The organism is Paraglaciecola sp., from assembly GCF_051252315.1.
Classification (GTDB): domain Bacteria; phylum Pseudomonadota; class Gammaproteobacteria; order Enterobacterales; family Alteromonadaceae; genus Paraglaciecola.
Map to the genome: position 1 here is coordinate 1 of NZ_JBPOFP010000184.1, position 5403 is coordinate 5403.

Annotated in this window: 4 protein-coding genes; all 4 read left to right on the forward strand. The window is 41.0% G+C overall.

Annotated elements, in window-relative coordinates:
- Positions 1 to 146 precede the first annotated feature (146 nt).
- Positions 147 to 728, forward strand: coding sequence for a gluconate 2-dehydrogenase subunit 3 family protein (locus ACSHXM_RS20645; protein WP_435692091.1), 582 nt, complete (start codon positions 147 to 149; stop codon positions 726 to 728).
- A 1-nt stretch (position 729) separates the two neighbouring features.
- On the forward strand, positions 730 to 2418 hold the full coding sequence (locus ACSHXM_RS20650) for a GMC oxidoreductase (RefSeq protein WP_435692093.1): 1689 nt from the start codon (positions 730 to 732) through the stop codon (positions 2416 to 2418).
- 2 nt (positions 2419 to 2420) lie between these two features.
- The gene (locus ACSHXM_RS20655; protein ID WP_435692095.1) at positions 2421 to 3662 is read left to right on the forward strand and encodes a glycoside hydrolase family 88 protein; all 1242 of its coding nucleotides are present in this window, start codon (positions 2421 to 2423) and stop codon (positions 3660 to 3662) included.
- A gap of 236 nt (positions 3663 to 3898) precedes the next feature.
- Complete coding sequence (locus ACSHXM_RS20660) at positions 3899 to 5086, forward strand: glycoside hydrolase family 88/105 protein (protein WP_435692097.1); 1188 nt, start codon at positions 3899 to 3901, stop codon at positions 5084 to 5086.
- Positions 5087 to 5403: the final 317 nt, after the last annotated feature.

Here is a 5403-nt window from a genome sequence, read left to right on the forward strand (position 1 = left end):
GAGCATAAAGAGCTGATTAAAAACCTGAGTAATAGAGTGGATGCTTACATCCAAACCTTCGAACAACAACGAACGAAAGAAGTAAAACAAAGAAAGTCATTTATCAATATTCGACATCAAGCACAACCAAAGTATGGGCAATAACCATGGATAGAAGAGATATTCTCAAATATGTAGCCGCAATAACCGGTACCGCAATTTGTGCACCGCTTACAGGCGCATTACTGACTGGCTGTGGCAAACAAGTAGAACAGTCAACGACTAGCGTCACGGCAACGAGTCTCATACCTGACGGGCAATTTTTTGATGGCAAGAACCTAGAAAAGTTAATCCAAATAATGGATGTGATTTTACCTCAAACCGATTCTCCATCAGCTTCTCAGGTAAAAGTACATCTGATCATGGACAACATGTTTCATAAGATATTTAAACCAGATTACACAAAGAATTTCATGGCCTCTTTTACCAAGCTAACTGAGTATTTAAATACGTCTAACTTTGCAAACGACTCGGCAGACGAACAAGTCACTTTGTTAACGCAGCTAGAAGATTCCAAAGACAATAGCCAAGGTTTTAAGGCCTATATGGATATCAAACAACAAAGCATAGCTTACTACCTAAGCACAGAAGAAATTGCAGAAAATCATCTTAATTACTTGCCAATCCCCGGTGGTTATACGGCTAGCATATCGGTTGAAGAAGTAGGCGGAAAAGCGTGGGCAGAATAATATGAAGAATACATTTGACGCCATTGTAATTGGCTCAGGGATCTCAGGTGGTTACTCCGCCATGGAGTTATGTAAAAAAGGCTACAAAACCCTAATGTTAGAGCGTGGACGCATGGTAGAACATGGCGATTACCCCACCGCACACATGGACAAATGGGATCTACCCAATCAAGGCGAAGTCAGCCTAGAAGAAAAAGAAAAGCATTATTACCATCAAAATAAACTTAACTGGTGGGTAAAAGAAGACGTTAAACACTTCGTTAACAAAGATGACGAATACCCCTACGACGAAGAAGAACCCTTTGCTTGGATCCGTGGTCATCATGTTGGTGGAAGATCTGTGATGTGGGGCAGACATTGCCCTCGTTGGAGCGACATTGATTTCGAAGCCAATAAAAAAGAAGGCATAGCCGTCGATTGGCCGATTCGTTATGCAGATATCGAACCTTGGTACGACTACGTAGAACCCTTTGTAGGCATTGCAGGACAAGCAGAAGGATTAAAACAAGCGCCAGATGGTAAGTTTATCGCGCCCTTCCCTTTAAATGCAGCGGAAGAAAAAGTACGTGAGGCGGTAAAAGCACAATACCCTGAACGTGTTATTACCCCATGTCGTACCGCAAATTTAAGCGAATACAATCCAGAAGTACATTTAGGTACCCGTGGACAATGTATGGCACGAAATCGTTGTAAACGAGGCTGCCCATTTGGTGCCTATTTCAGCACCCAATCAGCCACATTGCCAGTAGCCAAAGAAACTGGAAATCTGACCTTACAATCAGACGCTATAGTGATGGAAATCATTTATGACACCGAGCAAAAAAAGGCCACAGGCGTTAAAGTAAAAGATGCAAACAGCGGGGAAATCACTGAGTATTACGCACGTATTATTTTCTGTAATGCCAGCACTGTTGGCACAGCAGCAATATTGTTAAATAGTCGTTCAGAAACCTTCCCGACAGGCTTAGGAAACACCAGCGGTGAACTAGGTCATAACATAATGGATCATCATTACCAAATGGGCGCTTCGGGCACCATTGAAGGCTTAGAGGACGAATATTACAAAGGTCGTAAACCCAAAGGGTTCTTTATTCCGCCCTTTACTAATATTGACGAGAGCACCAAACAAAAAGATTACTTACGTAACTTTAGTTATCAAGGTGGCGCATCTCGAGCCACTAGCAAGCCCAGTGGTGTAATAGGTAAGGATTTAAAAGAAGTCATGTTTAAGCCAGGAAAATGGCGGATTAATATGCATTGTTTTGGCGAAATTTTGCCTTATCACGACAACCGAATGTACCTGAATTTTGATAAGCGTGATAAACATGGCATGCCAATCATTACCTTCAATGCCAAGCTTGGGGAAAACGAACTAAAAATGCGTAAACATGGCGTTAGTAGTGCCGTTGAAATGTTAAAAGCTGCTGGCTGTACAGACATTCGTAGTTACAATAAAACCACTCTAGTTGGTGAATGTATTCACGAAATGGGTACTGCTCGAATGGGGCACGATCCCAAAACCAGCGTATTAAACAAATGGAATCAAATGCATGATGTACCCAATGTATTTGTCACTGACGGTGCGTGTATGACCAGCGCCGGCACTCAAAATCCTAGTATTACCTATATGGCTTTGTCTGCTAGAGCGGTGGACTATGCTGATAAACAAATCAAGGCAGGAAAATTATAATTATGAAAGTATCAATGAAAAAATTAGCGCTAATTCCACTAGCTGTGAGCTTAGTCTTAGTGGGCTGTAATACAGAAACTAGTCAATCCACTCAAACTAATGCGACAGAGACGGCGAGTCAATCCACACTAAATACAGCAAAAACTGCTGAGGCCATACGCTCATCAGCCTACGATATAGCCAACCGTTCGGCTCAATGGCAAATAGAGCAAATTGGCAATCTTGACTACATTCCTGAATCACATAGAGCTAAATCTGAAAATGCCAAGTTTTGGATCCAAGCTGCGTTTTATATAGGCCTTACACGTTGGACTGAAACCGCTAAAAATAAAGATTTTTTAGATTATATTCAAGGTATGGCAAAAGCAGAAAACTACGACCTATTGCAAGATAGGCCTTATCACGCAGACGACCACACCATTGCGCAAACCTACTTATGGTTAGCCGAGCAAACCAAGAATGTAGATGCTATTAAACCAACTCAAGTGATGTTCGACATGATTTTAGCCAACCAACCTAAAGTTGGATTGGAAATGTTAGACGAAACAGCTTCAGGCTCTGGAAAAGTGCATTTAGAAGGTAACTGTCAATTACGTTGGTGTTGGGCCGACGCTTTGTTTATGGCCCCTAGGGCTTGGTTACAAATGAGCAATGTGACGGGCGATCCTAAATATTTTGAATATGCAGATAAAGAATTTTGGGCGGCAGCTGATTACTTGTTTTCAGATAAATACGGGTTATTCTTCCGCGATAGTCGTTATTTTGATTTAAAAAGTGATAATGGTGAACCTGTATTTTGGGGCCGAGGAAATGGTTGGGTATTCGCTGCTGTGCCACTGATTATCGACGAATTACCTAAAGACCATCCGTCACGGGATCGTTATATCGAATTGTATAAAAAGAATGCTAACGGCCTACTAAAACTACAAACTGAAGAAGGTTACTGGCCAGCATCTTTGATGGATCCGAATAAAGTAAAAACACCAGAAGTCAGCGGTACGGGCTTCATTACTTTTGGTCTAGCATGGGGCGTTAACAATGGCATTCTAACTGATGCTAAATCAAAGGAAGTCGTTGAAAAAGGTTGGGCTGCTATCGAAAAAACGATCGAGCCAAATGGCCGTGTCAACTGGGTACAGCACGTTGGAAAATCACCTGACCCTGTTAAAAAGACCGATTCACAATTGTATGGTGTAGGCGCTGTATTATTAGCGGCATCAGAAATGGTGAAATGGAAAAACTAGACATACTCTAAGTCTTAACAAAAGCCCAGTGGTTGGAATATCTAACTACTGGGAATTATCTTAATTATTACTCTTGTTTTATCCTCTAGTTCACAAATATTTTACATTTGTTTTTTTTAAATTTAATAAAGGGTATGATTAAACCATCGGTTATATGACAAGATATATATGACAACAAATCAAATTACAGGTCATCTTCTACTTCAATTTTCTATATCTAATTAAAGGCTTACTTAATGAAAACAAAAATAGCAGCATGTGGATTAGCAGTTACTCTGGCATTAACCACTGTGGGTTGTGGTTCAACATCTTCAACTGAAACACGCTCCACGGTACAAGTAAAGTCGGTACAAGCATCAGCCCTAGATATTGGTCAACGAGTATCACAGTGGCAATTAAATAATCTGGATGACTTATCTTATTTGGCCAAGCGTTATCACAACAGCAGTTCTGATCCGAAAAAATGGATCCAAGCCGCCTTTTATATTGGTTTAACCCGTTGGACGGAAACAGTCAAAGATCCCCAAGCCTTAAAACAAATTACAGCCATGTCTAAAGCAGAAAACTATGCTTTATTAACCAAACGTCCTATGCATGCTGATGATCATGCCATTGGTCAAACCTATTTATGGCTTGCAGAACAAACGGGTAATGTAAACGCAATAAAGCCTACCCAACAACATTTCGACACCATACTTGCTAACAAACCTACCGTTAGTCTAGAAATGAAAGAAGAACCCAAACGTAAAGGTTATGAAGGTTATTGCCAAGACAGGTGGTGTTGGTCAGACGCACTATTTATGGCGCCACGTACTTGGTTAAAACTAGCTAACATTACAGGTGAGCAAAAATACTGGGACTATGCTGATAAAGAATTCTGGGCCACCACGGATTATTTATTTTCTGAAAAACATCGCCTTTTCTTCCGAGACAGCCGTTACTTCACTGAAACCAGTGACAATGGTAAACCCGTTTTTTGGAGCCGCGGAAATGGTTGGGTATTTGCTGGTTTACCACTAATCATTGATGATTTACCAAACGACCACCCATCAAGAAGCAAATACATAGACTTATATAAACGATATGCAGATGGCTTACAACGTGCTCAAAAATCTGACGGTTACTGGGCTCCTTCTCTACTTGATGCAAATAAAGTTAAAACACCAGAAACCAGTGGCACAGGTTTTATTACCTTTGGTTTAGCCTGGGGAGTAAACAATGGTCTTTTGACCGAGGACAGGTATATAGCCGCAGTGGAGAAAGGCTGGAGTGCACTAACCAAAGCAATTCAACCTAATGGCAAAGTAAACTGGGTTCAACAAGTGGGTAAATCACCAGACCCAGTATCTGAACACGAAACCCAGTTTTACGGTGTAGGAGCTGTATTACTTGCAGCCTCAGAAATGACCAAGTGGCAAGGTTAGTTTCCCGTCCTAAAAAAAGTTAACCTAATTAACATGCTTTAAGTCTTCGGATTTAAAGCATGTCTCCCCCTTGAATCATTTATAAAATTTATTAACCTACAAATACATCACACGCATATGTGACGCAGCGCTTACCTACCCTAACCATTTTGACGATTAGGTTTATATATTCTTTGACAGGCAAGGTTAAGCGATAACCGGAATTTGGTTTCAATCTATTTAAAAGCATGCGCTGCGCTTACTGCAATCCATTGCATTTTTGATACGGCATCCCTGCCGCACCAGCTACTCTTTTTCAACAGCAAAAAAGAGTAGCC